This window comes from Mesorhizobium sp. M7A.F.Ca.US.005.03.2.1 (assembly GCF_003997795.1).
Classification (GTDB): Bacteria; Pseudomonadota; Alphaproteobacteria; order Rhizobiales; family Rhizobiaceae; genus Mesorhizobium; species Mesorhizobium ciceri.
Genome location: NZ_RZRP01001473.1, coordinates 1 through 720, shown reverse-complemented (window position 1 = coordinate 720; position 720 = coordinate 1). Strand labels below are relative to the sequence as shown.

Annotated in this window: 1 protein-coding gene; it reads right to left on the bottom strand. The window is 67.1% G+C overall.

The annotated features are described in order from the left end of the window. A partial coding sequence (locus EN991_RS38570) for an ABC transporter permease (protein ID WP_164769780.1) occupies window positions 1–690 on the bottom strand: 690 nt, incomplete at its 3' end. Window positions 691–720 lie beyond the last annotated feature (30 nt).

Below are 720 nucleotides of genomic sequence, written 5' to 3'. Positions count from 1 at the left end.
CTGCAGGCCCAGCATGGTGACCAGGGGCAGCAGCGCGTTGCGGGCAATGTGGGCGAGCACGATGCGGCGGCGCGAAAGCCCTCTGGCGCGGGCGGCCAGCACAAAATCCTGCCGCCAGACCTCGGCCATGCCGGCGCGCATCATGCGCAGATAGAGCGCCAGGTAGATGAAGCCGAGGGCCGAAACAGGCAGGATAAGATGGACGGCGATGTCGGCTGCGCGGTCAAGGCCGGTCTTGTCGGAAGCCAGGGTCTCGATGCCGCCGATCGGCAGCCAGCGCAGGTCGACGGCAAAGACGACGATCAGCACCAGTCCGAGCCAGAAACCCGGCACGGCATAGAGCGCCAGCGAGCCGATCGACAGGAAGCGGTCGCGCAAACTCCCGGGCCGCGCGCCGGCATAGATGCCGAGTGCCGAGCCGAGCCCGAAGGAGAGCGCGGTGGCGCTGACCATCAACAGCAGCGTGTTGGGCAGGCGTTCGAGGATCACATCGCGGATCGGTCGGGAGAAGGTCACCGACTGGCCGAGGTCGAGATGCAACAGCGCCCAGAGGTAGTTAGCCAGCCGCGTCAGCTCCGACTGGTCGAGGCCCCAGCGATGACGCAGCAATTCGATCATGCCGGCGTCGCCGCCGGTCGAGACGATGTAGGCGTCGACGGCGTCGCCGGCATGATCGAATTGCTGCGTCATCGCTGGGGCCTCGACCAGTCGGAGCTGACG